The following is a 25,701-nucleotide window of genomic DNA, read 5'->3' as shown; positions in this document are numbered from 1 at the left end:
GGCCGTCATCCCCGGGATGAACGCAATTGCGTTCACCCGTGAGGAGCGCGCTCTTGCGCGCGTCTCGAAGGATGGACGCAACACGTGCACTCGCGGCCATCCTTCGAGACGCGGCGAAAACGCCGCTCCTCAGGATGACGTCGGAGATAGCCTCATGGTGAGGAGCGCGGCAACGCCGCGCGTCCCGAACCGTGGCCGCATCACGCGCGTTAGCGAGTGGGATCCGGATAAACCATGCTGCGCCAGCCCGAGCGATCGAACGGCGCCCATTTGCCTTCGGGCTGCGCCAGGCGATCGGCCACCGCATAGACCACGGCGGGGTGATGGCCCATGCCGCAATGGCTGCTTTCGACTTCGATGCTTTCCGACGTCGCCGAGGTCTTTTCCATGCAGCCCTGCCAGGCGCAGATGCCATCGGTGCGGCTGAAGATCGCGGTGGTCGGCACCGGCGGCGTTTCCGACAGCGATCCGCCAAACCGCCTGTCCTCTTCGTCGGCGCGGCGGCCGCTGGCCATCTCATAAACCCGCCAGGCATTGGTCGCCTTCGGGCTGCCGGCAAACGGACTGCCGAGCGTGATCACCGAGCGCACCCGGTCCGGCATCATCTTGGCGAGCTGTCGCGCATAGAGACCGCCCAGGCTCCAGCCGACCAGGCTGATCTTGCGGCCATGCGCGTCGCTGAGTTCATTCACCAGATCGACCATCGCGTGCTGTACGCCGTCGCGCAGTCCGAGATTGCGGCCTTGGCGCCAGCCGCTGACGGCGTAGCCGCGGCTCTTCAGGAAGCTGCGCAGCGGCCGGGTCGACATGTCGGAAGCGACCAGCCCGGGCAGCACCAGCACCGGATGGCCATCGCCGCGCGGCGCCAGGCTGAGCAGCGGCAGCGCCCCGAGAAAGGCGCCGAATTCATGCATGGCGCGCCCTTCCAGAAACATCAGGGTCCTGGAAGGCGGGGCAAGCGTCTGCGCAGCAACGGACATTCTTAGCTCCTGTTCTGGCCCGGCCCCTTACGTCGCGGCAGCCGGCCAATTAGGTCAAATGAAATTCGGGGATCAATCAACCCCGATCGATGGGAAGACGCCAATCTCGACAAATCGTTCCGCAATGCAACAAAACCTGTGAATCAAGTTAGGTCGTCGTCTTGCGCATTCAAGCGGGTGAGCCCGGACCGGACAATAGGCATCAACAACTAAACTCGCTTCCGTGGTTTAAAAGTCACAGCCACCGCAACAGGAATTCGGCCGTGTAGAGCCCCAATCCCGCGAGACCGCCGATCAGCGAGCCGTTGAAGCGGATATATTGCAGGTCGCGGCCGATGTTGATTTCGATCAGCGAAATCAGTTGACCCATATCCCAGCCCTTGACCTGGTCGGAGATGAAGGTGGAGACGCCGCTCTTCTGGTCGGCGATGAAACTTCGCAGCACGGCGACAAAACCCTGGTTGATTTCGCCGCGCAGTTCGCCATCGCCGACCAGCGCCTCCCCGGCTTCCATGAACATACGGCCGAGATGCTGCTGCAACACCTGGCTCTCGCCGGATGCGCTGCGCTCGATGAACGATCGCGCGTTCGACCAGATGTTTCGCGCCAGATCGGCCAGTTCGGGCCGCGCCAGCAGATCGCGTTTCAGGCCGTCGATCTTGCCGGCATACAGCGGATCGCTGCCGAGCCGGTCGACGAACGACAGCACCATGCGGTCGAACTCGCCGCGGAACGGATGGCTGGGATCGTTGCGTACGTCGTCGAAGAACGAGGTCGCGGAGGCAAGGAGCTTGTTCACCAGGAACTTGTCGGCGCGATAGAGTTTCAAAAGCGTCGGCAATTCGTCGCGGACTTTCTCGCGGACCATCGCCATGGTTTTCGGCTGCTTCAGCGACTGATCGATGGCGCGCAGGATATCGTCGAGCAATCCCTGATGGCGGCCTTCGGCGACGAAAGCACGCAGCGTGCCGGCGGCAAGCGGCGCCAGATCGATCGACTGCAATTGCGTGGTGACACGCCGGGTGATGAAGGTCATCAGGCCCGAATTCTCGGTCGCCGAGAGCGCCTCGGGCATCAAATGCAGCACGAAGCGGGCGAGATCGGTGCTGCGCTTGCGGTCGCGCAACCAGTCGGCGATGAACGAGCCGAAATCGATCTGGCGCAATTTCGCATCGACCGGGGCTGCTTCGAGAAAATGCTGCTCGATGAATTCGCCGAGCTTGTCGGCGATGCGGTGCTGGTTGCCCTGGATGATCGCGGTGTGCGGGATCGGCAATCCCAGAGGCCTGCGAAACAGCGCCACCACGGCGTACCAATCGGCGAGGCCGCCGATGGTGGCGGCTTCGGCGAAAGCCGCGACAAAGCCGAACGCCGGATGCACCGGCAGCAGGATCTTGGCCGTCACGAACAGCGCGAGTGTGGCCGCCAGCACCAGCGTCGCCAGCGCCTTGACGCGCCGCAACTCCGCCGCGCGCGCCGCGTCGCCGGGAGACGAGAACGAGAAGGTGCTGGGAAGGGGCATGACGGCTTTCGCGGCTGATCTTGGTTGTAGATAGGTGCCACTCGCACCAGCGTCATCCTGAGGTGCGCGCACTTTCTTGCGCGCCTCGAAGGATGCTGTTCAGCGCCGTGCCTGTGGCCATCCTTCGAGGCGCGCAAGAGCGCGCACCTCAGGGGTGAACGCAATTGCGTTCATCCCGGGGATGACGGTGCCGATGTAGGGTATGCCAGTCAAAAAGAAGGCCCGCCTAAGCGAGCCTTCGAAAAGAGCAGTTGGCTGAACGGTCGCGATCAGGCGGTCTTGGTGTAGACCTTGGAGAAGTTGTCCTGCGCGGTCTTGGCACCGTCGGCGACGAGCTTGCCGAGATATTCGGTGGTCGACTTGGCGCGCGACACGAACACTTCGCCACGCGAACGGAGCATGTCCGACTGGATCTGAACCGCTTCATTGAGCGACTTGGCGGAAGCGAGCTTGTCGATGCCGGCGAAGAACGCTTCGGCGTCCTGGTAGAGCGCCTGCTGGATGTTGCGGCTGATCTTGGCGGCCTCGGAGACCGAACCGGTAACAGCGGTCTCGATCGCGGCGGTCACCTTCTCGGAACCCGCGTGCAGGTCGGCAGCGCGCACCTTGGCGGTCTCGGCCTGCTTGCGCACGAATTCGCGGGCAGCCTCGGGCACTTCAAGGTTCTTGAAGGCGTCGGTAACGGGAGCGAAAGCGTCCTTGACGCTGTTCAGCACGGAATTGGTTTCGGTGGTCATGTGGGTCTCTCCATCCTCAGGTTTGAGCTATGGGCTCACCCCGTCCGGTGTGGCCCGGGGCGAGATCCTTGTGCCATAGTTAATGGTGCATCGCAACATCAATGTTGCACCGCGATATCACGAATTCGTGATTAGCCCGATGGATGAGCGTTCTACCCAGAGAACCGGCAAAAGATCCACTTTGGGCTAATGCCGAGTCGGCCCCATCTACTGTGCATGGGGTCGTTTTCGCAATTTTGTGTCTGGCTCCGCGGTACGGTGTCGCGTCGGCAGAGGCGCCTCTAGTGTTGTACGGCCCCCGGCAGCCCATAGGCCTCCATCTGCGCCCTGACCTGCGCCACGTTATGCCCGAGCATGACGATATCGTGCGTCTTGCCATCAACGTCGCGGACGTGGTCGCGCAGCAGCGCCTCGGCCTTGAAGCCGAGGCCCTCGAACAGCGTAATCGCCGCCTGCTGGTCCACCGTCATCTGCACCGACATCTTTTCCAGTCCGGCGGCGAGCGCCAGCGCAAAGGTCTCCTGCGACAACGCCCGTCCGACGCCCGCGCCGCGGACATCGAGCGATACCACCATGCGGATTTCGCCGACATGCGGCGACCATGAGTGCGGATCGCGCACCACCGTGCCGCAGCCGACGACCTCGCCGTCCTTGACCGCGAGCAGGCTGGTGATCGCGCCGCGCTCGATCTCGTTGATCCAGGCCGACAGCACCTTGGGCTGGCTGATATTCCGCGGCAGGAACAGAAGATCGTGGCTCGGGAGTTTTTGCGCGAAGGCCAGCACCGCGGCTTCGTCGGCCCGGCTCATCAGGCGGAATTCGATATCGCCGGCGTCGGACCTGATGTGCCGGGGGTAGCTGCGCGTCTCGTTCATATCGATCTTCCACCTAGCCAGGAGTCCAGTTTCGGCCACAGCCGCTTGATCGCATTGGCACCGGCGACGAGGCTGACGTGACCGCCTTTCAGCATCACTTCCTCCTTGTCCGATGAGCCAACCTTCGGGATCAGATGCTTGGCTGCGTCATAGGGCACGATGTGATCATGCTCGGCAACCGCGTGCAGGATCGGCACCTTGATTTTGGAGATGTCGGCTGCGCGCCCGCCGACCGACATGGTGTCGTTGAACAGCTTGTTGTCCCACATCAGGTCCTTGACGGTCTGACGAAAATATTCGCCGGCCAACGGCAAGGTGTCCGAGCCCCAGCGATCCATCATCCGGTAACCTTTGACGTACTCGTCGTTCCAGATGTTGTCCCACAACTGCACCTGGCTGAATGCGCGCGACGCCGGCCGCAGCATATCGAACGACGTCATGATCATGTCGCCCGGCACGTTGCCAACGCTGTCGACCAGACCGTCGACATCGAAATAGCGCCGGTCCGAGAAATTCTGGAACAGCTTCATCTCGCGGAAATCGATCGGCGTGGTGAAGCAGATCAGGTTCTTCATCGGCCCGTCATTGAAAATCGAGCCATAGAGCAGCGACAGCACGCCGCCGAAGCAATAGCCGATCACCGAGACATCGGTCTCGCCGGAATCCTGCTGCACGCGGCGAATGCAGTCGGGAATGAAGTCGAGGACGTAATCCTCCATCCGCAAGCTTTTCTCTTCCGGCTTCGGTGCGGTCCAGTCCAGCATGTAGACGTCGTAGCCGCGCTTGAGCAGGAACTCGACGAAGCTCTGGCCGGGCACCAGGTCGAGAATGTAGCCACGGTTGGTGGTCGCCATCACGATCAGGATCGGCACGCGGTAGATCTCGTCCGACATCGGGCGATAGTGATAGAGGTTCATGGTGCCGCGGGAATGCAGGATGTCCTTTGGCGTCGATCCGAGCGACGGCCCCGAGGTCGAAAGATATTCGACGCCCTTGATGCTGCGCTGGATCGCGCGTTGCACCTCGGACTGGATCCGCTCCGGGATCGCCGCCAGATCGAGGCCCGCAGGATTCAGACCAGCACCGGCGCTCATTTTGGTTCTCCGCCCGGCGACGGCGGACGTTTGGTGCGCGGCGGGCGCGCCGCGCCGGAAGACCCGTCATCGCCCGCGCCGGAGGCGCGCTGCATCTGATGCAGCATCGCCTTGATCTCGTTCAACTGCCCTTCCATCGATTGCAGGCGCTCGGCCATGCCGACCATCTGCGCTCGGCTCGGCAGGTTCATGCTGACGAGGTATTTCTCCATGAGATCGCCGAGCTGCTTCTGCGCGCCCGTCGAGGCTCCGCCAACCTGGTTGACGACCTTGCTGAATTCCGGCGACGCCATCGCCTGATTGGCGAAGGAGTTGAATCCCTTCTCCATCTCGCCGATCATGGTCTGCCAGATCGCGACCGGATCGTTGCCTTTGTCGGCCATTGGCGCCCTCCCGCGCTACTCACGAGAGCTTTTTTGCCCTCCTCATTTTCGCGCATACGACACCGTTGCGGCGGCCGGGTCAACTGCGCCGGCCTCGGTCGCCGCGAATCGGAAGACCTTTGCGTTGCGGGAAGCCGTGTCATAAGGTTGCGGAAAGTCTGCCACCGGAGGAACGGCCCAAGTGAATTCGCTCGCCCATCAGCCTGCGCAGATCGCCCGCGCCAATGGCCTCGATCTTTGCTACGAAATCTTCGGCGACGCCGATGCCGAACCGCTGCTGCTGATCATGGGGCTCGGCGCCCAGATGATTCTTTGGGACGACGAATTCTGCCGGCAGTTGGCGGCGCGCGGATTTCGCGTCATCCGCTTCGACAATCGCGACATCGGCAAGTCGAGCCAGCTCTCCGGCGGCGGGCGCCTGACGCCGCTCGAACTGCTCAAGCTGCGTTTCCTGAGGATCCCGGTCGCCGCGCCCTACAAGCTCTACGACATGGCGCAGGATGTGGTCGGACTGATGGACGCGCTGAAAATCAAATCGGCGCATCTGGTGGGCGCGTCGATGGGCGGCATGATCGCCCAGGAAGTCGCGATCTCGTTTCCCGAACGGGTGCGGTCGCTGACCTCGATCATGTCGACCACCGGTAATCCCAAAGTGCCGCCGCCGACCCGCGAAGCGACCGCGATGCTGATGGCACCACCGGTCGCGACGCGGGACGAGTACATCATACGCTTTGCCCAGACCTGGAAGGTGCTGCGCGTCGGTCATTTCCCGGAAGACGAGGCGCAGGATCGCGCGCGCGCCGAACGCAGCTTCGAGCGCGGGCTGAATCCAGCCGGGGTCGGACGGCAGCTTCGCGCGATCCTGGCGTCCGGCAGCCGCAAGCCGCGGCTGGCCTCGGTGAAGGCGCCGACGTTGGTCATTCACGGCACCGTCGATCCGCTGGTGCGCCCGGAGGGCGGCAAGGATACCGCGGCCTCAATCCCCGGCGCCAAGCTGTTGATGATCGACGGCATGGGACACGCGCTGCCGATCCCGATGTGGCCTCAGATCATCGGCGCGATCGACCAACATGCCCACGCGGCGTCCGGCAAGACGACACACTAACCACAACCGAGGGAGGACGACATGAAACTGGAAGGCGGATGTTATTGCGGCGAAGTGCGCTACAAGGCCGAAGGCACGCCGATGCTGAAGGGGCAATGCCATTGCCGCGAATGCCAATATATCAGTGGCGGCTCGCCCAACATGTTCGTGCTGATGCCGGTCGACAGCTTCGGGTACACCAAGGGAACGCCGAAGAAGTTTTCGCGCACCGATCTTGAACACCCGGTGACGCGGGAATTCTGCGCCGAATGCGGCACGCATATCGTCACCCGGCCGGTCGGCATGCCCGCCGTGGTGGTGAAGGTCGGTACGCTCGACGACCCCACGCAGTTCGGCACCTCGCAAATGGCGATCTATACCGTCGACAAGCAGGACTTCCACCAGATTCCCCAGGGCATGCCGGCATTCGAACGCCTGCCGCCGATGTAAGCGAAGGAAAACAACATCACGTTGCCCCGGCGAAGGCCGGGACACACCGGAACCGTCATCCTGAGGTGCGAGCCCTTGCGAGCCTCGAAGGGTGGCCGCAAACGACGCTGAACATCATCCTTCGAGGCTCGCCAAAGACGGCGAGCACCTCAGGATGACGGCCGAGATAGCTTCAGGCAGATGGCTCAACGGCCCTGCTAAAATGAGGCGACACGGCGTATGGGTCCCGGCGCAAGGCCGGGACGACAGTGGTGAGGATTTGTTCTAAAAACTCTACCCGCCGGCCCACACATCCAGCACATAGCGGTTCTTGGCGCCGAGGTCATCGATCCAGCGCGACCCCGCCGCGGCATCGGCGCCGCTGCGCTCGCGATAGATCGCAACCAATGCCGCCTTGACGTCCGGCTCCATCTTGCCGCCGTCGCCGCAGACATAGATGATCGCGCCATTCTCGATCAGGCTCCAGACGCGGTCCTTTTGCGCTGAGACCAGATGCTGCACATAGGTCTTGGGTCCGTCCGCGCGCGAAAACGCGGTGTGCAGTTCGGTGATGCCATCGGCCGCGAAGGCTTTCAGTTCGTCGGCGTAGAGATAATCCTGGTCCGGATGACGGCAACCGAAGAACAGCATCGCCGGACCGAGGCTCGCGGCTGCGGCCTTTCGCGCGGCGCGCTCCTGCAAAAAGCCGCGAAACGGCGCCAGCCCGGTTCCGGGGCCGATCATGATGATCGGCACCGCCGCATCCTCCGGCAGCCGGAAGCCGGCCTTGGTTTCGCGCACGGTCGCATGCACGGTATCGCCGGCGCGGCGGCCCGCGAGATAATTCGAGCAGACCCCCCGATAGACGCCGCGCCCCGAACTCGCGGGCGCCGCGACCACCGCGACCGTGATGCTGCATCTGCCGGCCTCGCCCGATGGCGACGACGAGATCGAGTAATAGCGCGGCGCCAGCAATGACAGCATTTCGAGAAACGCGTGGAACGGCAATTCGCACGCCGGATGCTCCTCCAGCAGGTCGAACACCGATTTGCGCATAGCCAGAACTTCGCCGCGGTAGCGCTCGGCGGAGGCCGCATCGTCGCCGACAAACGCCAGCAGCTTCGGCTTGGTCATCGGACAGCGCGTGTGTTCCGACATGATCTGGATCTGCTTGCGGGTCGCGACTTGCTGCAGCTCGACGAACTCGGTCAGCAGACGCCCGACCGAGACCGTATCGCCGGTCGGCAGTTGCGCGCGGCGGCCTTCCGCGACCTGCAAGCGGATCTGGTCGGCCGGCAGGAAGCCGAAGCGGCGCGCGACGGAATCGACCAGCGCCGGATCGTTGCGCGGCACGACGCTGAGGTGATCGCCGACGCGATAGGTCGCACCATTGGGCAGATGCACCTCGATATGGCGGGTCGATCGCTCGGAAGCGTTGGCGCCGATCTTGTTTTGCAGTTCGGAATTCGCCATCACCTTCATCGGCGCGACGCCGCCCTGGGTGACGATGGTGTTGATCGCCGACGGCGCTACCGGCTCGACGGTGTAGAGCGGCGCATCGTCGGCGCTGCGGCTGAGGGTGGTGTCGACGCCGAGTTCCTTCATCGCGGCCGGAGCCGCGGCGGCAAACCAGCTCTCGAACTGGCCGTCGAGATCGCTGCGGGCATCGCCCTCGCCGCGCGCATACAGGCTGCGCGCACCATGCGCCGCCAACTGCTCGTCGATGAAACGCGGCACCGACTGATAGGTCGCGGCCCAGTCGCTGTTGCCGCAGCCGAACACCGCGTAACGCAGTTTGGCGAAGGCGTCCTTCGGCAGGTCGCCGCCGAGCCATTGATGAAATCGCGTCGCGTTATCGGGCGGCACGCCATTGTAGGAGGCGCAGAAAATCAGCACGCCGCCCTGCTCCGGCAGCTTGCCGACAAAATCATCGAGCGGCGCCAGCCTGGTCGAAAAGCCATTGACCTCGGCGAGATCGGCAACGCGGGTCGCAAGCTCCTCCGCGGTGCCAAGGTTTGAGCCGTACAGCACCAGCAGCGGCGTGTTGTGTCCCGGGCGCGCCTGGCTGCGCGGCGCCGCGGCAGCAGACGTTGCCGCTACGGAAGCGGCCCGGCCGGCATAGGCGCCGCGATCCGCTTCGGCCCGCGGGCGCACCTTGATCTTGAAGCCGTCCGGCTTGATGGTCAGCGTTTCCTTCAGCACCATCTGGTAGCGATTGACGTCGATCAGCTTGAAGCGTTGCAGGATCATGCCGATCGCCAACGCCGCCTCGTGCATCGCAAAACCGCGCCCGATGCACGCGCGCTGGCCGTTGCCGAACGGCTTCCAGGCATTGAGCGGACGCGCCGCCTCCGCTTCGCGGCTGAAATTCTCCGGGTCGAACGCATCAGGGTTGGGTCCCCACACGCTCGGGTCCCGGTGCAGCGCCAGCACCAGCACGGTGATGAACGTGTTCTTCTTGAGCTTGTATTTGCCGCCGATGGTCTCATCGCTGAGCGGCGTGATGCCATAGGCCGGCGCCGGCGGCCACAGCCGCAGCGCTTCTTTCAGGATCTGCGTGACGTAGGTGAGCTGGGTGACCTGCTGATAGGTCGGCCTGACCTCGATATCGGGCCCGAGCACGCGGTCGACTTCCTCATAGGCTTTCTTCAGTACGTCCGGGTGCTTGAGCAGTGCATAGATCGCGCAGGACAACAGACCGCTGGTGGTTTCGTGCCCCGCGATCAGGAAGGTGTTGATCTGGTAGCGGATGTTGACGTCGTCGAGCTGCTCGCCGCTCGAGCGGTCGACGCCGGTCATCATGGCGCCGAGCATGTCTTTCTTGTCGGCGGCGGCTTCGGCGTTCTTGCGCCGTTCGGCGACGATCTCGTCGACCATCTTGTTCATGAAGGCGACGTCGCCGGCAAGATCGCGCCGGCGTTTTCTCATCCACAGATTCTCCATCGGAAGACCGCGGATCATCATGATGGTCTCGAGCGATCGCACCAGCGACGCCACGAACGGATGATAGTCGCGCCGATAGAACGAATTGAAGCGGTAGTCGAAACCACAGAGGCCGATGGTGTCGAGCGTCAGGGCCGTCATGTCGTGGACGACGTCGATCTCCTCGTCGCCGTTGAGCCGCTCCCACTTCTTCACCAGTTGCTCGGCGATATCGACCATGCTCGGATGATAGGATTGCATCGCCCGATTGCCGAACGGTTGCATCAGGATATTGTGCGCCTTGCCCCAGTTCGGCTCAGTCGTATCGGCCGTGAACAGGCCGTCGCCACCGACGGCGCGGACGCGGCGGAGCGCGCCGCGTACCGCCTTGTCGAAGCGCTTTTCGTCGCTGAGCTCTTCGACGAGGTCGTGACCGGACACGATGACTATCGGCGCGCCCATCATGTCGAGCCAGAAGATCGGCCCGAGCTCCTTGGCGAGCCGCGCCAAATTCTGTACCGGCGCGCTCGAATCCAGCGACAGCATATTGCCGACCACAGGTTTGGTCGGCGGTTGCGGTATCGGGCTCAGTCTGTTGCTGGACGCCATATGCGAAAGTATCTCCTGCTGCGCCGTCGTCATCCTGAGGAGCCCGCCGCTTGCGGGCGTCTCGAAGGATGGCCGCAAGCACCTTCGTTTCCTTGCTCATCCTTCGAGGCTCGCCGAAGACGGCTCGCACCTCAGGATGACGCTCCCTTGAGGATCAATTATCTCTGGACGCCCTCACCCGAACCGCTTCCTACGCCACTCGATCAGCTTGTTGCTGACTTCTTCCGGCTTTTCCTGCTGCGTCCAATGGCCGCTGTCCTTCACCAGGTATTTCTCGAGGTCGGGAACCAGCTTCTCCATGCCGTCGGCCGCCGACGGCGGCAGCACGGCGTCGTTCTCGGCCATGATCATCAGCGACGGCACTTTCACCATATGATCGATGTCGGCGGAGCGCTGCCAGTTGCGTGAAAAATTGCGGTACCAGTTGATGCCGCCGGTGAAGCCGGTCCTGGTGAAGGTATCGACGAAGACCTTCTTCTCCTCCGGCGACAGGATCGGCGTCCGCGGATCATGCCTGGCATCGTAGGCCGCGATCATCTGCGGGAATGCCAGGTTGGTGGTCGGCGCAGCCCCGACGCCGGCCACCGGCGGTCCGCTGGAAGGCTCTTCCTTGCGTGGCAGCGGCTTGCGCATGAAGGCGTCAAAGGTTTGCTCGACCCGGCTGCCGAAGATGCGGTCCGGCTCGCGGGCCGGATCCTGGAATTGAACGATATACATGCTGTCGCCAAACCGCTTGCGAAACAGTTCGATCGGATCGGCCGGGCTGCGGCCCCAATGCGGCGTGTTGACGCCCACGACACCGGCGACGCGATGCGGATGGCGCAGCGGCATTTGCCAGACGACAAAGCCGCCCCAGTCATGGCCGACGAAAATCGCCTTGTCGATTCCAAGGTGATCCATCAGGCCGACCAGATCGCCGGTCAGATGCTCCATGTCGTAGGCCTCGACCGGTTCGGGCCGGTCGGTCGCGCCATAGCCGCGCTGGTCCGGCGCGATCACCCTTATGCCGGCTGCGGCCAGTGCCCAGAGCTGGTGACGCCAGGAAAACGCCATCTCCGGCCAGCCGTGGCAGAGGATCAGCGGCGGCGCGTCGGTTTTCGGGCCGGCGTCGTAATAGCCCATGCGAATGCCGTTGGTCTGGGCGAATTGCAGCGGCGGCATCTCGATCATGTATCGGTTCCTGTTAGCTGGCCGCGCTTTTCAGATCGGCCGGCGGCGCAAAGGCGGCCTGCAGCGCGGCGAATTCCCCCGGCAGCATGTCGCAGAGCTCCTGGACATGGGGAATGATGTTGGCGCCGGCGATGAAGCCGAAATCCAGTTGATCGCGATAGCTCTGCACCGTGATGTTCAGCGCCAGGCCATGGGTCGAGATCGAAACCGGAAAGATGTGCAGCAGTTCGGCGCCCGCCGCATACAGGGTCTGGCGCGGACCCGGCACGTTGGAGACCGTGATGTTCGCGCTCGGCGGCAGCACGTCGGACAGGTTCGACCGGCTGTACAGCAGCGCCATGATCTGGACCAGGATCGGCGTGCCGAGCAGCGAGATGTTGGAGACCTGCGGCATCAGCGCCCGCAGCGGATGCGACATCTCCTTGGATTTGGTGGATTGCGCGATGATCGCTTCCAGCCGCGCCTTGGGGTCTTCGATGTTGGTGGCGATCGAGCAGATCATGCCGAACACCTGATTGTTGGCGTCGGTGTTGCCTTCTTCGCGCAACGAGATCGGCACCGCCGCCGTCAGCGATTTCGACGGCAGCGCGCCGCGCTCCAGGAGATAGCGCCGGACCACCCCGGAGGAGATCGCCAATACCACGTCGTTGAGCTTGCCGCCGGCCTGCTTGGCCAGCGCCTTCGCCTCCGACAGCGAGATCGAGGAGCCGGCAAAACTGCGTTCCGACGAAATCGATTTGTTCAGGATGGTCGGCGGCGACATCATGCTGGCGAGGCTGTCGCGCGATTTGGGATCGGAAATCTTGCCGACCACCTCGGAGACGCTCTTGAGGATGGTCGGAACGTTGCCGGCGAATTTGACCGCGGATTCGATCTGGTACATCGCATTGTCGAACAGGATCGAGCCGATATCGCTTTTGCCCGAGCGCGGCAGCTCGATGCCCTTGGCGGCGGCCGAGGCGTCGAACGGCTGGCGCCAGAGCTGCTGATAGGAATCGATGAAATTGGCGGCGATGTCGCGCGGCTCCTGCGCGACTTTTTGCACCGACGGCTTCTCGATCTCGCGGGGCACCGGCGTCACGTCGTAGATCATGTTGGTGAGGGCAGCACCTGCGCCGCCGTCGATGCAGGCGTGATGCATCTTGGAATAAAGACCGATCTCGTTGTCCTTCATGCCTTCGAAGACATAGAACTCCCACAACGGCCGGGCCCGATTGAGCAGCTTGGCATGCATCCAGCCGACGATGCGCTCCAGCGTCGCGCGGTCGTACGGCGCCGGAAGGCTGCCGCGGAAGATATGGCGGTCGATATCGAACTGATCGTCCTCGACCCAGGAGGGATGGTCGATGTCGAGCGGGGCTTTTTCCAGGCGTGCTTTAAGGATCGGCGCGATGTGCAGCCGCGACGCGATCATCGCCTTGAAGTCCTCGAAGAAGCTCCCGTTGTAATTCTCGGGCAAGCGGAAGATCGCCATGCTCCCGACATGCATCGGCATTTCCGGCGTTTCCAGATACAGAAACGACGCATCCATCGAGGACAGCTTCTTGGCGTCACTCATGATTCCCTCCCGAAGAGATTGCACGGCGCCTTTTCGACGCTCTCGCATTTAGGTGGCAGGTCTTTAGCTCGATTGTGCCTTTAGCTCGATTGTGCCTTTTCCGGAGCCCCATATGCAATGGCAAACGGCCCCGATCGTTCAAATTGGCTGAATTGACCTTCGGCTTGGGCCAGACGGTCCGCGACTGCCCATAGAGCGGCGGCATTGACGCCGAGGCCGGTGTGGCTCGCCAGATGCACCTCGATGTTTTCAGCCGTTGCCGAGGGCCGAAGCAGGCAAGTCCTCCAGTTGACGATGCCGTCGGTGCGCGAATAGATCGACGTCGCCGGTACCGGCAGGTCGCCCGCGATCGCCTCACGCAGTTGCGGATCATCTCCCACGACTTCGCCCGACAGCGCCTCGTAGAGCCGGCGCGCATTGGTCGCCCGCACATCGCCCGCAAACGGGCTTCCCAAGGTCACGACAGACCGCACCATGTCCGGGACCTGCAACGCCAGATCGCGCGCATAGACGCCACCGAGACTCCATCCGACCAGACTGACCTTGCGGCCGGTGGCAGCGTGGATCGCGGCCAGCCGATCCGATAGCGCCGCCCGCATCCGCGCCAGGCCGCCGGTGTTGCGGCCCATCTGCCAGCCGTGGGTGTCGTAGCCGAGTTCGCGCAGATATCGTCGCAGCGGCGCGGTCGACAGATCGCTGGCGAGGAATCCGGGCAGGACCAACACCGGATGACCGTCGCCGCGCGGGGCGCGCATCAACAGCGGCGACAGCAAAACGCTGGCGTTGAATTCGAACACCCCCCTCATTTCGGCCAGTAGCAGGCCGAGACCTGGCGCACGAAGTTTTGGCGGATGAAGCTCGTTGGATTCGCGCGGTTCGCGTTCCTGGGATGACATCATTTTTTCTTGTCGCTGGGGCGTGTGCCACCAAGGCCCGCCATCGTCACGAACATATCCTGGAAACGCTCGGCGAGCTTGGGATCGAAGGTGAACCAGCTCTGCATCAGCGCTTCCGGCGAGACCTTTTCGATATTGCTCAGCATCTGGTTTTGCAGTCTTTCCATCACCGCCGTTTGCATCGGCTGGACGTCGGGAAGTCCGATAAATTGCCGGGCCTCCAGCGGCGTGCAATCGATCTCGATGTTTACCTTCATGTCCGCCGCTCCTGCCTGATCTTCTTTGGCTGGCCTTTTGGGCCGCCGTTCGAACGCCCCTGTCAGTATCGCCACGACCGGCCGCACGACGCAAGCGGCCTCGCCTGCGCAAGCTGCACCCTGGGCCTGCGATCTGCAAGGTTGCTCAACCAAAGCGCTCGGCGGCATAGGGCTTGGGATCGGTGAACGGCGCCTCGCCGGTCATCATTTCCGCCAGCAAGCGGCCGGTGGCGGGGCCGAGCGTCAGGCCGTGGTGCTGGTGGCCGAAATCGAACCAGAGACCGGCGTGGCGGGGCGCCTTGCCGATCACCGGAATCATGTCGGGCATACACGGCCGGGCTCCCATCCACGGCTTGGCATCGACGGCATCACCGAGCGGAAACAACGTCCGCGCCCGGGGGAGCGCGCGATCGACCTGAAGCGGCGTCGGCGGCGCATCGCGGCGGGCAAACTCCACGCCGGTGGTGAGGCGGATGCCTCTATTCATCGGCGCCAGCAGATACCCATTGTCCGAATCGAGCACCGGATGATGCAGCACGGCGTTGCCGCCCGGCGCCAGATGCAAATGATAGCCGCGCTTGATGCCGAGCGGCAGGGAATATCCCAGCGGACGAAACACCAGATCGGACCACGGCCCCAACGCGACCACGATGTCGCGCGCGACCACCGTGCCTGCCGTGACGCCGACGCGCCATTTGCCGCCGGATTGTTCCAGGGTTCGCGCGTCGCCCACGGCACAGCGGCCGCCCTTGCGCTGGAACAGCGACGCATAGGCCTTGGCCAATCCCCCGGGATCGGGAATGAAGCCGGGCGCCGGAAAGTAAACCGCGCCGGCGAATTCCCCGGTCAGATTGGGCTCCCGCTCCGCGATCGCCCTGGCATCGAGCACCTCGCCTTCGACGCCATAGGGCCTCGCCCGATCGAGATCGCCGACCGCTCCGACAAGCGTCGCTTCGGAGCGAAACAGCTTGATCCAGCCGGTTCGTCGCAACAATTCCGGCACGCCGGCCTCCGCGATCAACGCCTCATGTTCGATCAGGCTGCGCCGGATCAGGGGCAATTCGGCCATTGCGCTGCGCAGCGCCCGCTCCGGCGAAGAAGCGAGGAAGTAGCGCGCCAGCCAAGGCAGAAAGGCCGGCACATCGGACAGCCGATAATGCGCTTGCGGTGCCTGGTTCAGCGCGTATCGCAGCAATTGTCCGAAATCCCGCGGAAACATGTAGGGGAAAACCGAGGCGCATTCGATCATCCCGGCATTGCCATAGCTGGTTTCCTCGCCCGCGAGTTCATGCCGGTCGACCAGCATCACGTCGCGTCCCCGCTGCTGCAGATGCAGCGCGGCGCCGACGCCGACCATACCCGCGCCCAGCACCACGAGATCGGCCTTCAGTTCCGCCATCCCGCACTCCGAAAGTTGAATGTAACGCATCCATTATCTTTGCTTGATGTGAAGCTAGAGCATGACCCGGAAAAGTGGAAACCGGTTTTCCGATAAGGTCATGCTCAAACAATAAACTAGGGCGGGATGACGATTCGAAGATGAGTCATCCCGCCCTAGTGATAGCGGCATCGCGGCGCAAACCGCTTTACGGCGGCGGAATCACGCTTGCGCGGCGGCCAAACTCTGGCAACATGGAACGGCGATGGCTCCTGGATCAACGCGGGCATCGTCGATCACGGAGAACGAATGCAGATGTCGGTGCGTCAAATGTCGGTACGTCAAATCCTGCTTGCAGCGATCACCGCCTCGATCGCAGCTTTTGCACCGGCATCGGCCCAGACGCTGCGCTACGCCAACCAGGGCGACCTCAAATCGCTCGATCCCTACACGCTCCGGGAAACCACGACCATCGCCCATCACGGGCATGTCTATGAAGGCCTCGTCGCCCGCGACAAGGAGCTGAAGGTCGTTCCCGGGCTTGCCGAAAGCTGGGAAACGCCCGAGCCGACCCGCTGGCGCTTTCATCTGCGGCACGACGTCAAGTTCCACAACGGCGATCCCTTCACCGCCGATGACGTGCTGTTTTCGGCCGACCGCGTCCGCGCCGTCGGATCGGATTTCGCCACCGTCCTTCCGGCCGGCGCCAAGTTCGTCAAGGTCGACGACTACACGGTCGACGTCATGCTGGCCTCGCCCAATCCCATCCTGATCACGCAGTGGGATGGCTGGTACATCATGGACAAGAAATGGTGCGAGGAGAACAGCGCGGTGGCGCCGACGCCGGCGTCGGCAACCACGCCGAGCTACGCTTCGCTGCACGAAAACGGCACCGGGCCCTTCTTCATCGAGAGCCATCAGCCCGGCGTAAAGACCGTTTTCAAGCCCTATGCCGGCTGGTGGCGCAAGCCCGAGCATAATCTGAAGGAGATCGTCTTCACCCCGATTGCCTCGGCATCCACCCGCGTCGCAGCGCTGTTGTCGGGCGAAGTCGACGTCATCGAGCCGGTGCCGATCCAGGACATCCAGCGGGTCAACGCGAGCGGCAACGCCAAGGTTCTGACCGGGCCGGAACTGCGCACCCTCTTCATCGGCATGGACCAGCTCCGTGACGAGCTGTTGTATTCCAACATCAAGGGCAAGAACCCGTTCAAGGACATCCGCGTCCGCGAGGCCTTCTACAAAGCGATCGACGTCGACCTGATCAAGAACCGGGTAATGCGCGGGCTGTCGACGCCGTCGGCGCTGATGATCGCGCCCGAGCTGTTCTCGCTGTCCAAGGACTTCATCCGCCCGAAGGCCGATCCCGAAGCCGCCAAGAAGCTGATGGTCGCGGCCGGCTATCCCGATGGCTTCGAGGTCACGATGGACTGCCCCAACGACCGCTACGTCAACGACGCCGCGATCTGCGAGGCGGTGGTGGGCATGCTGGCGCGGATCGGCGTCAAGATCGACCTGCTGGCGCAACCGAAGCAGCTGTATTTCGCCAAGGTCCTGAAGCCGGGCGGCTTCAAGACCTCCTTCTTCATGCTCGGCTGGCAGCCCGCCTCGCAGGACTCCCACAACGTGATGCATGACATCATGGGTTGCCGGGAAGACCCGCAGGACACCTCGCGGGGCGCCACCAATCTGAGCGGCTACTGCAACAAGGATTTCGATGCGCTCACCGACAAGGCGTTGGTCGAGACCGACGCTGCCAAGCGCGACCAGTTGATCAAGCAGGCGTTCGAGATTTCCATCAAGGATTACGCCTATATTCCGCTGCATCAGCAGGCGCTGGCGTGGGGCGTCTCGAACAAGGTGAAGCTGACCCAGCGTCCCGACAATCAGGTCTTGCTCTACTGGGCGACCAAACAGGAACAGTAATCGGTAACGGCATCAAGGGTCCCGGCGGCGTCGCTTCCGGGACCCTTCGTTTTAGAAGAACGATTGGAAAAGCCCGACGATTGGAAGTCTCGCCCGATGCAACGATGCATCACGGGCTCCACAGGGAAGTGAAAGGACCACATGCTCGCTTTCACTGTTCGCCGCGCCATCCAGGCCGTGGGCGTCATGATCGCCGTCGGCATCATCGCCTTCTCGATGTTCCGTTTCGCCGGCGATCCCGTCAATCAGATGGTCGCGATCGACACCTCGGCCGCCGACCGCGCCGCGCTGCGTCACTCGCTCGGCCTCGACGATCCGATTCCAGTGCAGTTCGCGCATTATTTTGTCAACGCCGCGCAATTCAAATTCGGCGTCTCCTATCAATTTCGCCAGCCGGTCGCCAGCCTGCTGGCGGAACGGATGCCGGCAACGCTCGAGCTTGCGATCTGCGCCACCGTTCTTTCGATGGTGTTCGGCATCCTGATGGGGGTCTATTCGGCGCTGCGGCGCGACAGCCTGCTCGCGAAAATATTCCAGGCGGTGTCGCTGATCGGCATCTCGCTGCCGACCTTCCTGATCGGCATACTCCTGATCTATCTGTTCGCCGTGACGCTGGGCTGGCTGCCGTCGTTCGGGCGCGGCGACGTGGTGCGGATCGGCTGGTGGACCACCGGCCTGCTCACGGTCTCCGGGCTCAAGGCCCTGATCATGCCCTCGGTCACGCTCGGGCTGTTCCAGATGACATTGATCATGCGGCTGGTGCGCGCCGAGATGCTCGAGGTGCTGCGCACCGATTACATCCGCTTTGCCCGCGCGCGCGGCTTGACGACGCGGGCGATCCATTTCGGTCACGCGCTGAAGAACACCCTGGTTCCGGTCATCACCGTGGCCGGGTTGCAGTTTGGCTCGGTTATTGCATTTGCGATCATTACCGAAACCGTCTTCCAGTGGCCCGGCATGGGACTGTTGTTCCTGCAAGCCGTGCAGAATGTCGATATCCCGATCATGGCGGCCTATTTGCTGATGGTGTCCCTGATCTTCGTCACCATCAATTTCATTGTCGATATTCTCTATACGGTGGTCGATCCGCGCCTGCGCGCGACCATCAGCCGTCCGGCGTGAGCGCGAGAGATTCCATGACCGAAACCGCCGTCCCGCAGCAAGCCGAACCGAGCGCGCCGCGCCCACGCGCGGCCCCCGCGGGCTGGCTCGGGCGTGCGCTCGACAGCGACGTGTTTTATTCGTTCCGCCGCTCCCGCCTCACCATGATCGCGGGCGCGGTAACCCTGCTGTTCTTTCTGGTCGCCATTCTCGCTCCCCTGCTCGCGGTGCAAGACCCGTTCGATCCGGCACAGCTTCAACTGATGAATTCGCGGATCGCCCCGCTATGGACCGCGGACGGACAAAGCCCGTTCCTGCTCGGCACCGACGAGCAGGGCCGCGACGTGCTCTCCGCCATTCTCTACGGCTTGCGCATTTCGCTTGCCGTCGGTGTGCTCGGCGTGGTGTTCGCGGGCGCGCTTGGCATCCTGCTCGGACTGATCGCCGGCTATTTCGGCGGCGCCGTCGACAGCCTGATCATGCGCATCGCCGATGTGCAGTTGACGTTCCCGGCAATCCTGATCGCTCTATTGGTCAACGGCGTCGTCAAGTCGGTGTTCGGCAATCGGCTCGATGCCGCGAGTACTTTGGCCGTGCTGGTGTTCGCCATCGGCTTGAGCTTCTGGGTGCAATATGCCCGCACCGTGCGAGGCTCCGTGATGGTGGAAAAGAATCGCGATTATGTCGCCGCCGCCCAACTGATCGGCCTTCCCGCCCCCGTGATCATGTTGCGGCACGTGCTGCCGAATACGATGGGACCTATTCTGGTGATCGCCACCATCAATCTGGCGCTCGCGATCATCACCGAGGCCACGCTGTCGTTTCTCGGCGCCGGCATGCCCGACACCATGCCGTCGCTCGGCACCCTGATCCGGGTCGGCAACAATTATCTGTTTTCCGGCGAATGGTGGATTGTCGCTTTCCCCGGCTTTTCGCTGGCGGCGCTGATCCTCTCCATCAATCTGCTCGGGGATTGGCTGCGCGACGCGCTCAATCCAAAACTTCGATGATAAGTCTGCCGATGACAAGTCCTCCTATGACAAGTCCAGTGGCTCCCGGGGATCGCTTCGCATGACCGAACCCGTGCTCTCGGTACGAAAACTTCAGGTGGAATTCGCCACCCGCCGCCACGTGCTGCGCGCGATCGATGGCATTTCCTTCGATATCGCGCGCGGCGAAGTGCTGGGCGTGGTCGGTGAATCCGGTGCGGGAAAATCCGTCACCGGCCTTGCGGTGATCGGCCTGATCGATCCGCCCGGCCGGATCTCGGGCGGCGAGATCCGTCTGTCCGGCCTGCGGATCGACAATCTCGCGCCGGAGCAACTGCGCCGCATCCGGGGCAAGCGGATCGGCATGATTTTTCAGGATCCGCTCACCAGCCTCAATCCGCTCTATCGGGTCGGCGATCAACTGGTCGAGACCATCACCACCCATCTCAATCTATCAAAGACCGCCGCGCGCAAACGCGCGATTGACCTGCTCGCCGAAGTGGGTATTCCCGCGCCCGACAAGCGCATCGACGCCTATCCCCACGAGTTCTCCGGCGGCATGCGCCAGCGCGTCGTCATTGCGCTGGCGATTTGCGCCGAACCGGAACTGATCGTCGCGGATGAGCCGACCACCGCGCTCGACGTCTCGGTCCAGGCCCAGATCATCGCCCTGATAAAACGCCTCGGACGCGACCACGGCACCGCGGTGATGCTGGTGACCCACGACATGGGCGTGATCGCCGAGACCTGTGATCGCGTCGCCGTGATGTATGCCGGCCGCATCGCCGAGATCGGTCCGGTGCAAGACGTCGTGCAGAACCCGCTGCACCCCTATGCCAAGGGCCTGATGGGCGCGATCCCGACGCTGGCCGGCGACAACGCGCGGCTGGTGCAAATTCCCGGCTCGATGCCGCGGCTTTCGGCGATTCCGCCGGGCTGCTCGTTCAATCCGCGCTGCGATGTGGCGTTCGATCGCTGCCGGATCGAACGGCCGGAACCGGTCCGGCATGGCACGCAAGCCGTGGCCTGCCATCTCTACGACGACGCCAAAGAACCGGCGGAGGAAACCGCGGCATGACATCGGCGCCCTTCATCGACGTCAAGAACCTGCGTTGCCTGTTCGACGTTTCAAAACCCTGGCTCAACCGCGTGCTGGAAGGCGGCCGGCCGGAATTTCTGAAAGCCGTCGACGGCATCAGCTTCGACATCGCCAAGGGCGAGACGTTTGCATTGGTCGGCGAATCCGGCTCCGGCAAAACCACCGTGGCGCGCATGGTGGTCGGGCTGCTGCCGCCGACGTCAGGCGAAGTGATCATCGACGGCGTTTCGATGAGCAACGCCCGGCAGGCACAGGCGCGCCGCAAGCTGCGCCGCCGCATCCAGATGATCTTCCAGGATCCCTATGCGAGCCTCAATCCGCGCTTTCGGGTCGATGCGATCATTGCCGAGCCGATCCGCGCCTTCGACCTGATCCAGGGCGAGCGCGACATCCAGGCCCGGGTCGGTGAATTGCTGGGACTGGTCGGCCTGCACGCCGACGATGGCCTGAAATATCCGCATGAATTTTCCGGCGGCCAGCGGCAACGCATCGCGATCGCGCGTGCGCTGGCCTCCGAAGCCGAATTCATCGTCTGCGACGAGCCGACCTCGGCGCTCGACGTCTCGGTGCAGGCGCAGATCCTGAACCTGATGCGCGACCTCCAGGACAAGTTCGGCCTCACCTACCTCTTCATCAGCCACAACCTCGCGGTCGTCAGGCATATGGCGAGCCGGATCGGCGTGATGTATCTCGGCCGCATCGTCGAAATCGCCAAAGCGCGCGAGCTGTTCGACAACCCGCGCATGCCCTACACCAAAATGCTGCTGGGCGCGGTGCCCGATCTCGCGATGTCCGGCCGTCAGCGGATTCCGGTCAAGGGCGAAATCCCCAATCCGATTAACCCGCCGCCCGGCTGCGCCTTCAACCCGCGCTGTCCGCTGGTGTTCGAGCGTTGCCGGGAGCAAGCGCCGGCGCTGATCGACGGCGTTGCCTGCCACGCCGTCAACGATCCGGCCTCTGCCGCCGTGCCGGCGTGATCACGGGGTTGCGAGCAGGCCTGCGTCCGGGGCCGGTTGGCAGTTAGCCCCCGGTGTGGTCAAGTGCGGCCGCACGACGTTACCAGCGAGACAAATCCTCATGAGCAATATCAATCCCGATCCGTTCACCACGCGGCCGGAAATCGAAGGCACGTTCGGGGTCGTCACCTCGACGCACTGGATCGCCACCGCGGTCGGGATGGGCATTCTGGAGAAAGGCGGCAACGCCTTTGATGCCGGGGTTGCCACCGCCTTTACGCTGCAAGTGGTCGAGCCGCATCTGAACGGCCCCGGCGGCGACGTGCCGATCATCGTCCATGATATGAAACGCGGCCATACCGAGGTGATCTGCGGCCAGGGTCCCGCGCCGTCGCGCGCCACCATCGCACATTACCGCAGCGAGGGCCTCGATATGGTGCCCGGCACCGGGCTGCTCGCCGCCTGCGTCCCCGGCACGTTCGAATCCTGGATGCTGCTGCTGCGCGATTACGGCAGCCTGCGGCTGCGCGATGTGCTGGAGCCGGCGATCGCCTACGCCCGCGACGGCTATCCGCTGGTCGAGCGCGCCGCGGCCACCATTCAGACCGTCGAGCAATTGTTCCGCAAGCACTGGCCGACCTCGGCCGCGGTCTATCTGCCGAACAACGAGGTGCCCAGGCCCGGCACGCTGTTCACCAACACCACGCTGTCCGAAACCTACGCCCGCATCCTGCAAGAGGCCGAAAGCGCCGGCGGCGATCGTGTTGCCCAGATCGAACGCGCGCGCCAAGCCTGGTCGCATGGCTTCGTCGCGGAAGCGATCGACAAATTCTGCCGCACCCAGGAGATCATGGATGTCAGCGGCTCGCCGCATCGCGGCGTGCTGTCCGCCGACGACATGGCGCGCTGGCAGCCCACGATCGAAGCGCCGCTGACCTATGATTACGGGCGCTACACCGTGTGCAAGCCCGGCGTCTGGAGCCAGGGGCCGGTGATGCTGCAACAGCTCGCGCTGCTGAAGGGATTTGAGCTCGACGGGCTCGATCCCGCGGGACCCGAATTCATCCATTTGCAGATCGAGTGCGCCAAGCTTGCTTTCGCCGATCGCGAGAAGTTCTATGGCGATCCGAAATTCACCGAAATCCCGATCTCGACATTGTTGTCCGACGCCTACAATGACGAGCGCCGCAAGCTGATCTCAAGGGATAAGGCGTCGCTGGATTTCCTCCCCGGCTCGGTCGAGGGATTCGGCTCCGTCGTCAAACTGCGTCGCCAGGAGGGCCATCGCGAGGCGGTCGGCGCGATGGGCGCCGGCGAACCCACCGTGGGCCGGTTCGGCGAAGTGCGCGGCGACACCGTGCATTTCGACATCATCGACCAAGCCGGCAACATGATCTCGGCCACGCCATCCGGCGGCTGGCTGCAATCCTCGCCGGTGATTCCGGAACTCGGCTTCTGCCTCGGCAGCCGGGCGCAGATGTTCTGGCTCGAGGAAAACCACCCGGCGGCGCTGGCGCCGGGTAAGCGCCCGCGCACCACGCTCTCGCCCACCATGGCACTGCGCGACGGCGAGCCGTATCTGGCCTGGGGTTCGCCCGGCGGCGACCAGCAGGATCAATGGACCACGCAATTTTTTCTGCGGCACGTCCACGCCAAGATGAATTTGCAGGAGGCGATCGACGCGCCTGCCTGGCATTCCGAGCACTTTCCGATTTCGTTCTGGCCGCGCACCGCGCGGCCCGGCGTGCTGGTGGTTGAAAACCGGGTGCCCAAGGCGACCGTCGATACGCTGAAGAGCCGCGGCCATATCGTCGAGACCGGTCCCGACTGGTCGGAAGGCCGCCTCACAGCGGCCTCGAAAGTCGGCCGGCGCCGGCGCGCCGCCGCCAACCCGCGCGGCATGCAAGGCTACGCGGCCGGAAGATAGCGCGTTTTCGAGCGAAGTGGGCACCGGTTCGCGTGAAGAAAACACGTCAAAATTAAAGACTCGCGCAGGGATAAAGATGACCTGGTCGATCATCGCTCGCGACGCGTCGACCGGCCAGTTCGGCATCGCGGTCGCGACACGATTCTTCGCCGTTGGCGCGCGTGTGCCCTATGTCGCGGCAGGCTTTGGCGCGATCGCGACGCAGGCGCTGGTCAATCCCTATTACGGCATCGACGGTCTAAAGCTGCTGCGTGACGGGCGCAGTCCGCGCGAGATTATCGATACCCTGATCGCAGGCGATGGCGGCCATGCCAGCCGGCAATTGCACGTGATGGATGCGGCCGGCCGCGTCGCTAGCCATACCGGCCAGGAATGCGTCGGCTGGTGCGGACATCTCGAGGGCCACGGTTTTTCAATTGCCGGCAATATGTTGACGGGCGCGCAAGTGCTGGACGACACTGCAGGCGCTTACGCTGAACACACGGCATTGCCCTTCGCGCAGCGCCTGATCGCGGCGATGGTCGCCGGCGAAGCCGCCGGCGGCGACAAGCGCGGCAGGCAATCGGCGGCGCTGGTGATTTATGGCGAAGAGGAATGGTCCGCTCTCGATCTGCGCGTCGATGACCATTCCGATCCGCTCGCCGAACTCGCCCGGCTCGAACAAGTCAGCCGCGCGCATTGGATCCATTTTCGTCAGTTTCTGCCCAACCGCAATAATCCGGCCGGCACCACCGACCGCGACACCATCGATGCCGGAATCAAAGCCAGTATCGCCGCCGGAATCGCGGACAAGCGGTGAGGTCTCCGTTACGGCCTCCGCCGTCATCCTGAGGTGCCCGCCGTCTTCGGCGGGCCTCGAAGGATGGCCGCAAGCTCCACGCGGAACAACATCCTTCGAGACGCGGCCAAGAGGCCGCTCCTCACGGGTGAACGCAATTGCGTTCATCCCGGGGATGACGGTCTTTAATTCTTCACGAGAGAAGCGAAGTAAACGCACGGCCTCACTAAATCACCACTTCCCGCATCACGCGGCGGCAATCCATTTCGTATTCCAGATCGACCACGGGCGGTCTGGCGAAATGCCAGGTCAGGCCGGAACGCAGCGCGCCGTGGCGAACGAGTTCGTCGGCGAGCACATGGTGGAAGTCGCGGATCGAATAGGCCTGCGCCGCGGTGGTGTCCTTCCAAGAAAACCCGAAGGTCTCGAGGCGATTTTCCATTTCGTTGACGGTGCGCTGCACCTTTTCCTTCAAGCCTTCCGGGCTGGCATCACGGTATCGCACGATGCGCTCGGGATAGCTGCCGCTGCCGCCGCGGGTTTCGGCGCCGCCGGCGATCACAAAGGACGGCGTCTTGTTGTTGCTCGGCCGCGTGAACGAGAACGCATAAAACGACGGCTCGGCCGGCGGGTCGATTTCCGGACAGACATTGCTGCGCGCCACCGGATTGGACTTGCCATCGTACAAGCCCCATTCGGTGAGCGTCTTGACATAGTGCAGATTGAAATTCCGGAAGCCGTCCTCGGTGAACGCCGCCGGCGAGCGCAATTCGCAGGCGCAGAACGAAGTCAGCGGCCGCCCCGCGGCGCCGATATATTTCGCGATCGCGGCAAACCCCTCGGCGAGCGCCGGCATCCGGTCGAAGCGCACGCGCTCGATCTCAAAGCCCGGATCGGCCGCAGCCCCGCTCGAATACTGAAACACGGCCGGGATGAAACGGTAATTGCCGGCCGGGAAATCCTGCGTCGTCATGTCCTGAAATCCTCCTGCTTACCCCCATCACCATGGCACGCGGACATGGCCCACGCCA

Annotated in this window: 22 protein-coding genes; 9 read left to right on the top strand and 13 right to left on the bottom strand. The window is 63.5% G+C overall.

Going from position 1 to position 25,701, the window contains the following annotated elements; all coding sequences use genetic code 11:
- Positions 1-209: 209 nt before the first annotated feature.
- The 6 genes from GSQ88_RS20455 to GSQ88_RS20430 all read right to left on the bottom strand — a co-directional run bounded on the left by GSQ88_RS20455 (position 210) and on the right by GSQ88_RS20430 (position 5,591).
- Entirely contained in the window at positions 210-980 is a 771-nt protein-coding gene (locus tag GSQ88_RS20455; RefSeq protein WP_159009558.1) for an esterase/lipase family protein, read from the bottom strand.
- Positions 981-1,215: 235 nt separating this feature from the next.
- Positions 1,216-2,502, bottom strand: coding sequence for a DUF445 domain-containing protein (locus GSQ88_RS20450; RefSeq protein WP_159009557.1), 1,287 nt, complete (start codon positions 2,500-2,502; stop codon positions 1,216-1,218).
- Between the two features lie 269 nt (positions 2,503-2,771).
- A complete protein-coding gene (locus GSQ88_RS20445) occupies positions 2,772-3,239 on the bottom strand; it encodes a phasin (RefSeq protein ID WP_159009556.1) in 468 nt (155 codons plus the stop codon).
- A 281-nt stretch (positions 3,240-3,520) separates the two neighbouring features.
- Complete coding sequence (locus GSQ88_RS20440; protein ID WP_174248072.1) at positions 3,521-4,114, bottom strand: GNAT family N-acetyltransferase; 594 nt, start codon at positions 4,112-4,114, stop codon at positions 3,521-3,523.
- Positions 4,111-5,208 carry a PHA/PHB synthase family protein gene (locus GSQ88_RS20435; protein ID WP_502706754.1) on the bottom strand — a complete coding sequence of 366 codons (1,098 nt, stop codon included), beginning with the start codon at positions 5,206-5,208 and terminating at the stop codon, positions 4,111-4,113. Before GSQ88_RS20435 ends, GSQ88_RS20440 begins: the two co-directional genes overlap by 4 nt.
- Entirely contained in the window at positions 5,205-5,591 is a 387-nt protein-coding gene (locus GSQ88_RS20430) for a hypothetical protein (RefSeq protein WP_159009554.1), read from the bottom strand. Before GSQ88_RS20430 ends, GSQ88_RS20435 begins: the two co-directional genes overlap by 4 nt.
- A 181-nt stretch (positions 5,592-5,772) precedes the next feature.
- On the opposite strand from GSQ88_RS20430, the gene GSQ88_RS20425 reads away from it, so the two are divergent.
- A complete protein-coding gene (locus GSQ88_RS20425; protein WP_159009553.1) occupies positions 5,773-6,696 on the top strand; it encodes an alpha/beta fold hydrolase in 924 nt (307 codons plus the stop codon).
- A 21-nt stretch (positions 6,697-6,717) separates the two neighbouring features.
- Complete coding sequence (locus GSQ88_RS20420) at positions 6,718-7,125, top strand: GFA family protein (RefSeq protein WP_159009552.1); 408 nt, start codon at positions 6,718-6,720, stop codon at positions 7,123-7,125.
- 273 nt (positions 7,126-7,398) lie between these two features.
- Here GSQ88_RS20420 and GSQ88_RS20415 read toward each other — a convergent pair whose 3' ends face one another.
- The 6 genes from GSQ88_RS20415 to GSQ88_RS20390 form a co-directional block, all read right to left on the bottom strand.
- A complete protein-coding gene (locus GSQ88_RS20415; protein ID WP_159009930.1) occupies positions 7,399-10,635 on the bottom strand; it encodes a bifunctional cytochrome P450/NADPH--P450 reductase in 3,237 nt (1,078 codons plus the stop codon).
- Positions 10,636-10,809: 174 nt separating this feature from the next.
- The gene (locus GSQ88_RS20410) at positions 10,810-11,805 is read right to left on the bottom strand and encodes an alpha/beta fold hydrolase (RefSeq protein WP_159009551.1); all 996 of its coding nucleotides are present in this window, start codon (positions 11,803-11,805) and stop codon (positions 10,810-10,812) included.
- Between the two features lie 13 nt (positions 11,806-11,818).
- Positions 11,819-13,363: a WS/DGAT/MGAT family O-acyltransferase gene (locus tag GSQ88_RS20405; protein ID WP_159009550.1), complete on the bottom strand. Its 1,545-nt coding sequence runs from the start codon at positions 13,361-13,363 to the stop codon at positions 11,819-11,821.
- An 80-nt stretch (positions 13,364-13,443) separates the two neighbouring features.
- Positions 13,444-14,259 (bottom strand): esterase/lipase family protein, encoded by an 816-nt coding sequence (locus GSQ88_RS20400; RefSeq protein WP_159009929.1) that lies wholly within the window; start codon positions 14,257-14,259, stop codon positions 13,444-13,446.
- Positions 14,259-14,516, bottom strand: coding sequence for a DUF6489 family protein (locus GSQ88_RS20395; protein ID WP_159009549.1), 258 nt, complete (start codon positions 14,514-14,516; stop codon positions 14,259-14,261). Before GSQ88_RS20395 ends, GSQ88_RS20400 begins: the two co-directional genes overlap by 1 nt.
- A 145-nt stretch (positions 14,517-14,661) precedes the next feature.
- Positions 14,662-15,915: an NAD(P)/FAD-dependent oxidoreductase gene (locus GSQ88_RS20390; protein ID WP_159009548.1), complete on the bottom strand. Its 1,254-nt coding sequence runs from the start codon at positions 15,913-15,915 to the stop codon at positions 14,662-14,664.
- 309 nt (positions 15,916-16,224) lie between these two features.
- On the opposite strand from GSQ88_RS20390, the gene GSQ88_RS20385 reads away from it, so the two are divergent.
- The 7 genes from GSQ88_RS20385 (at position 16,225) to GSQ88_RS20355 (ending at position 24,691) form a co-directional block, all read left to right on the top strand.
- Positions 16,225-17,820, top strand: coding sequence for an ABC transporter substrate-binding protein (locus GSQ88_RS20385; RefSeq protein ID WP_159009547.1), 1,596 nt, complete (start codon positions 16,225-16,227; stop codon positions 17,818-17,820).
- A 141-nt stretch (positions 17,821-17,961) separates the two neighbouring features.
- A complete protein-coding gene (locus tag GSQ88_RS20380; RefSeq protein ID WP_159009546.1) occupies positions 17,962-18,942 on the top strand; it encodes an ABC transporter permease in 981 nt (326 codons plus the stop codon).
- A 14-nt stretch (positions 18,943-18,956) separates the two neighbouring features.
- A complete protein-coding gene (locus GSQ88_RS20375) occupies positions 18,957-19,931 on the top strand; it encodes an ABC transporter permease (protein ID WP_159009545.1) in 975 nt (324 codons plus the stop codon).
- Between the two features lie 61 nt (positions 19,932-19,992).
- Positions 19,993-20,988 carry an ABC transporter ATP-binding protein gene (locus tag GSQ88_RS20370; RefSeq protein WP_159009544.1) on the top strand — a complete coding sequence of 332 codons (996 nt, stop codon included), beginning with the start codon at positions 19,993-19,995 and terminating at the stop codon, positions 20,986-20,988.
- Positions 20,985-21,986 (top strand): ABC transporter ATP-binding protein, encoded by a 1,002-nt coding sequence (locus tag GSQ88_RS20365; protein ID WP_159009543.1) that lies wholly within the window; start codon positions 20,985-20,987, stop codon positions 21,984-21,986. Before GSQ88_RS20370 ends, GSQ88_RS20365 begins: the two co-directional genes overlap by 4 nt.
- A 100-nt stretch (positions 21,987-22,086) precedes the next feature.
- Positions 22,087-23,892: a gamma-glutamyltransferase family protein gene (locus GSQ88_RS20360; protein WP_159009542.1), complete on the top strand. Its 1,806-nt coding sequence runs from the start codon at positions 22,087-22,089 to the stop codon at positions 23,890-23,892.
- A 76-nt stretch (positions 23,893-23,968) separates the two neighbouring features.
- Positions 23,969-24,691: a DUF1028 domain-containing protein gene (locus tag GSQ88_RS20355; RefSeq protein ID WP_159009541.1), complete on the top strand. Its 723-nt coding sequence runs from the start codon at positions 23,969-23,971 to the stop codon at positions 24,689-24,691.
- 205 nt (positions 24,692-24,896) lie between these two features.
- Here GSQ88_RS20355 and cnbZ read toward each other — a convergent pair whose 3' ends face one another.
- Entirely contained in the window at positions 24,897-25,643 is a 747-nt protein-coding gene (cnbZ, locus tag GSQ88_RS20350; protein WP_159009540.1) for a 2-amino-5-chloromuconate deaminase CnbZ, read from the bottom strand.
- Between the last annotated feature and the right edge of the window lie 58 nt (positions 25,644-25,701).

This window comes from Bradyrhizobium sp. S69 (assembly GCF_009766005.1).
GTDB lineage: Bacteria > Pseudomonadota > Alphaproteobacteria > Rhizobiales > Xanthobacteraceae > Bradyrhizobium.
Note: the sequence above shows the minus strand (reverse complement) of the source record. Positions and strands in the feature narration are given on the sequence as shown.

Excerpts from the sequence above, each read along its gene's own strand:
- GSQ88_RS20370 (WP_159009544.1), top strand. The coding sequence starts at position 19,993 with ATGACCGAACCCGTGCTCTCGGTACGAAAACTTCAGGTGGAATTCGCC.
- GSQ88_RS20355 (WP_159009541.1), top strand. The coding sequence starts at position 23,969 with ATGACCTGGTCGATCATCGCTCGCGACGCGTCGACCGGCCAGTTCGGC.
- GSQ88_RS20360 (WP_159009542.1), top strand. The coding sequence starts at position 22,087 with ATGAGCAATATCAATCCCGATCCGTTCACCACGCGGCCGGAAATCGAA.
- GSQ88_RS20415 (WP_159009930.1), bottom strand. The coding sequence starts at position 10,635 with ATGGCGTCCAGCAACAGACTGAGCCCGATACCGCAACCGCCGACCAAA.
- GSQ88_RS20375 (WP_159009545.1), top strand. The coding sequence starts at position 18,957 with ATGACCGAAACCGCCGTCCCGCAGCAAGCCGAACCGAGCGCGCCGCGC.
- GSQ88_RS20405 (WP_159009550.1), bottom strand. The coding sequence starts at position 13,363 with ATGAGTGACGCCAAGAAGCTGTCCTCGATGGATGCGTCGTTTCTGTAT.
- GSQ88_RS20440 (WP_174248072.1), bottom strand. The coding sequence starts at position 4,114 with ATGAACGAGACGCGCAGCTACCCCCGGCACATCAGGTCCGACGCCGGC.
- cnbZ (WP_159009540.1), bottom strand. The coding sequence starts at position 25,643 with ATGACGACGCAGGATTTCCCGGCCGGCAATTACCGTTTCATCCCGGCC.
- GSQ88_RS20400 (WP_159009929.1), bottom strand. The coding sequence starts at position 14,259 with ATGTCATCCCAGGAACGCGAACCGCGCGAATCCAACGAGCTTCATCCG.
- GSQ88_RS20435 (WP_502706754.1), bottom strand. The coding sequence starts at position 5,208 with ATGAGCGCCGGTGCTGGTCTGAATCCTGCGGGCCTCGATCTGGCGGCG.
- GSQ88_RS20380 (WP_159009546.1), top strand. The coding sequence starts at position 17,962 with ATGCTCGCTTTCACTGTTCGCCGCGCCATCCAGGCCGTGGGCGTCATG.
- GSQ88_RS20455 (WP_159009558.1), bottom strand. The coding sequence starts at position 980 with ATGTCCGTTGCTGCGCAGACGCTTGCCCCGCCTTCCAGGACCCTGATG.
- GSQ88_RS20410 (WP_159009551.1), bottom strand. The coding sequence starts at position 11,805 with ATGATCGAGATGCCGCCGCTGCAATTCGCCCAGACCAACGGCATTCGC.
- GSQ88_RS20365 (WP_159009543.1), top strand. The coding sequence starts at position 20,985 with ATGACATCGGCGCCCTTCATCGACGTCAAGAACCTGCGTTGCCTGTTC.
- GSQ88_RS20390 (WP_159009548.1), bottom strand. The coding sequence starts at position 15,915 with ATGGCGGAACTGAAGGCCGATCTCGTGGTGCTGGGCGCGGGTATGGTC.
- GSQ88_RS20395 (WP_159009549.1), bottom strand. The coding sequence starts at position 14,516 with ATGAAGGTAAACATCGAGATCGATTGCACGCCGCTGGAGGCCCGGCAA.
- GSQ88_RS20430 (WP_159009554.1), bottom strand. The coding sequence starts at position 5,591 with ATGGCCGACAAAGGCAACGATCCGGTCGCGATCTGGCAGACCATGATC.
- GSQ88_RS20445 (WP_159009556.1), bottom strand. The coding sequence starts at position 3,239 with ATGACCACCGAAACCAATTCCGTGCTGAACAGCGTCAAGGACGCTTTC.
- GSQ88_RS20385 (WP_159009547.1), top strand. The coding sequence starts at position 16,225 with ATGTCGGTACGTCAAATCCTGCTTGCAGCGATCACCGCCTCGATCGCA.
- GSQ88_RS20420 (WP_159009552.1), top strand. The coding sequence starts at position 6,718 with ATGAAACTGGAAGGCGGATGTTATTGCGGCGAAGTGCGCTACAAGGCC.
- GSQ88_RS20450 (WP_159009557.1), bottom strand. The coding sequence starts at position 2,502 with ATGCCCCTTCCCAGCACCTTCTCGTTCTCGTCTCCCGGCGACGCGGCG.